The sequence below is a fragment of the Streptomyces sp. NPDC057543 genome (genome assembly GCF_042801895.1).
In the GTDB taxonomy this organism is placed as follows: domain Bacteria; phylum Actinomycetota; class Actinomycetes; order Streptomycetales; family Streptomycetaceae; genus Streptomyces.
Window position 1 is genome coordinate 1 of record NZ_JBHVFF010000499.1, and the last position, 3331, is coordinate 3331.

Genomic DNA, 3331 nt, shown 5'->3' on the forward strand with positions numbered 1-3331 from the left:
GGCCGGTGGGAGCCCGCTCCCACCGGCCTTTCGCGTACCGTCCGGCCCGGCCGGTCGATCTCATACCGATCGGCCTCCGCCCTCTGCCCCTGCTCACTCGAATCGTGATAGACAGACGCACCTTGACGCAGAGAGGGAGGGAGGGGGAGGTGGCCGCCGAGCCGTCGGAACCACTCAGCGACTCAGACCTCCTCGCTCGCCATGTGGCCGGTGAACCCGACGCATTCGGCGAGCTCGTACGGCGCCACCGCGACCGGCTGTGGGCCGTGGCACTGCGGACCCTGGGCGATCGCGAGGAAGCCGCAGACGCCGTCCAGGACGCGCTGGTCTCCGCTTTCCGGGCCGCCCACACCTTCCGCGGCCAGTCCGCCGTCACCACGTGGCTGCACCGCATCACCGTCAATGCCTGCCTCGACCGGGTCCGCAAGGCGGCCACCCGCAAGACCTCGCCAATCGATGACACCGAACGGTTCGACCAACTCCTCGAACCGCACGAGTCCGCGGAGGCCCCGGCGGAGCGCCGGGACCTGAACCGTGAACTCCTGGCCGCACTCGCCACTCTCCCCGCAGAGCAGCGCGCCGCCCTGGTCCTCGTGGACATGCAGGGCTACCCCGTGGCCGAGGCGGCACGCGTCCTCGACGTACCGACAGGCACCGTGAAGAGCCGCTGCGCGCGGGGCAGAGCCCGGCTGGCTCCTCTGCTCACCCACCTACGCAGCGAGGACACCGGAGCCGAGGAACCCGCTGTGGGAAGGAACCGGACGCCGCGCGCATCCGTCCCACCCGCAGCGGGGCCGAGGGACGCTGGGACAAGCGATCCTGCTGCAGTGAAGGGCGGAGGTGGGCGCGCATGACATCAACGACCGAAACGACCCAGCACCCGGATGTCTCGGAGATCTCCGATCTCACGGAGGGGCTACTCCCGCCGTCACGTGCGGCAGAGGTACGCGGCCATGTGGACGGCTGCGAGCTCTGCGGCGATGTCCATGCCTCACTCGTGGAGATCCGCGAGCTGCTCGGCACCGTGCCCGCGCCCCAGCACATGCCCGACGATGTCGTGGACCGCATCGACGCCGCGCTCGCCGCCGAGGCTCTCAGTACCACGGCGCCCGTCGGTGCAGCGCCGCATGTTTCACGTGAAACACAACCTTCCGGCGCGCAGAAGCCGGATGCGGAGTCCAGCCTCTCGGACCGCCCTGCCGGGCGTCCCCGGGCGGCCACCGGCCCCGGCCGCCGATCGGCCCGGCGCCGCCGCCGCACCGCCGTGCTCGGTACCGCTCTAGGCGCAGCCGTGGTCGGCGTGAGCTTCTTCATGCTGCAGAACCTCCAGTCGTCCCAGGATGATGCCAGCCTCAAGGCGGCAGACCACGGCTCCAGCTCCACGACAAAGGGCACAGGAATCTTCACGGCGTCCACCCTCGAAGGCCGGGTCCAGACGCTCCTTCTGAACGCCGGTACAAAATCAGCGGGTCGGGACGGTACCGACGCCGAGAAGCAGGCGCCGCCGTCCGTCGACATTCAGTCGACGCCCAAGAACGACTCTCCCGGATCCGAGTCGCCCGAAACGCCGTTGCGTGCACCCTCCGTATCCGTCCCGCTCTGTGTGGAGCAGGGCATTGGACGGAAGGCCGCGGCCCTCGCCGTGGAAGAAGGCACCTACGAGGGCACGGATGCCTTCCTCGTTGTCCTGCCGCACCCCTCCGACGCGACCCGCGTCCAGGCGTATGTCGTCGACGCGGCCTGTGTCCGGGAAAAGCCCGCCGCCAAAGCGAAACTGCTGCTGACCCACGCCTACGCGCGCCCCTGAGAATCGTGCCGTAACGCCGCCCCGGCACGTCGGGAATGCTTCCCCCGTAGGATCCGTTGGGTGGGGTGAGAGTCGTTGAACCGACCCCATCAGGCGTGGACAGTAGGCAGTCTGCAGAGACGAGGAAGAAACCCGTGAGCGACGTCCGTAATGTGATCATCATCGGCTCCGGCCCCGCGGGCTACACGGCCGCCCTTTACACCGCACGCGCCTCACTGAAGCCGCTGGTGTTCGAGGGCGCCGTCACCGCCGGCGGTGCTCTGATGAACACCACCGACGTGGAGAACTTCCCGGGCTTCCAGGACGGGATCATGGGCCCCGAGCTCATGGACAACATGCGTGCCCAGGCCGAGCGCTTCGGTGCCGAGCTCGTCCCCGATGATGTCGTCTCCGCGGACCTCACCGGCGACATCAAGACGGTCACCGACACCGCGGGCACGGTCCACCGCGCCAAGGCTGTCATCGTGACGACCGGCTCCCAGCACCGCAAGCTGGGCCTGCCCAACGAGGACGCGCTCTCCGGCCGTGGCGTCTCCTGGTGCGCGACCTGTGACGGGTTCTTCTTCAAGGACCAGGACATCGCAGTGGTCGGCGGCGGCGACACCGCGATGGAGGAGGCAACCTTCCTCTCCCGCTTCGCCAAGTCCGTCACCATCGTCCACCGCCGTGACTCGCTGCGTGCCTCCAAGGCCATGCAGGACCGTGCCTTCGCCGACCCTAAGATCAAGTTCGCCTGGGACAGCGAGGTCGCAGGAGTCCACGGCGAGCAGAGGCTGTCCGGCCTGACCCTTCGGAACACCAAGACCGGTGCGACGTCCGAGCTCGCTGTGACCGGTCTGTTCATCGCAGTGGGCCACGACCCGCGCACCGAGCTCTTCAAGGGGCAGCTCGAACTCGACGACGAGGGCTACCTCAAGGTCGACGCCCCCTCGACGCGCACCAACGTGACCGGTGTCTTCGGCGCCGGTGATGTCGTCGACCACACCTATCGACAGGCCATCACCGCTGCTGGCACCGGCTGCTCGGCCGCTCTCGACGCCGAGCGCTTCCTCGCTGCGCTCGCCGACGACGAGAAGGCCGCCGCGGCCACCGTCTGACCCACGCCTCTCACCCCCACACACCCCTAAGAAGTTAAGGAGGCCGCCGTGGCCGGCGCCCTGAAGAACGTGACCGACGACTCCTTCGACGAGGTCGTCCTGAAGAGTGAGAAGCCGGTACTGGTGGACTTCTGGGCCGCTTGGTGCGGTCCGTGCCGTCAGATCGCGCCCTCCCTGGAAGCCATCGCTGCCGAGCACGGCGACGAGATCGAGATCGTCAAGCTCAACATCGACGAGAACCCGGCCACGGCCGCCAAGTACGGCGTCATGTCCATCCCGACCCTGAACGTCTACAAGGACGGCGAGGTCGCCAAGACCATTGTCGGAGCCAAGCCGAAGGCCGCGCTCCTCCGTGACCTCGAAGGCTTCATCAGCGAGTAGAGCCGTGGTTCGATGTTTCACGTGAAACGGGTCCATCCCCTGGGGG

General features: G+C 68.2%; 4 protein-coding genes. All 4 read left to right on the forward strand.

Annotated elements, in window-relative coordinates:
• The first annotated feature begins 149 nt into the window (after nt 1–149).
• Complete coding sequence (gene sigM / locus ACFU8Q_RS40410) at nt 150–854, forward strand: RNA polymerase sigma factor SigM (RefSeq protein ID WP_384464890.1); 705 nt, start codon at nt 150–152, stop codon at nt 852–854.
• Nucleotides 851–1807 carry an anti-sigma factor family protein gene (locus ACFU8Q_RS40415; protein ID WP_384464893.1) on the forward strand — a complete coding sequence of 319 codons (957 nt, stop codon included), beginning with the start codon at nt 851–853 and terminating at the stop codon, nt 1805–1807. Before sigM ends, ACFU8Q_RS40415 begins: the two co-directional genes overlap by 4 nt.
• Before the next feature lie 134 nt (nt 1808–1941).
• Complete coding sequence (gene trxB / locus ACFU8Q_RS40420) at nt 1942–2904, forward strand: thioredoxin-disulfide reductase (protein WP_384464896.1); 963 nt, start codon at nt 1942–1944, stop codon at nt 2902–2904.
• A gap of 48 nt (nt 2905–2952) precedes the next feature.
• Nucleotides 2953–3285 (forward strand): thioredoxin, encoded by a 333-nt coding sequence (trxA, locus tag ACFU8Q_RS40425; protein WP_384464899.1) that lies wholly within the window; start codon nt 2953–2955, stop codon nt 3283–3285.
• The last annotated feature ends 46 nt before the right edge of the window (nt 3286–3331 follow it).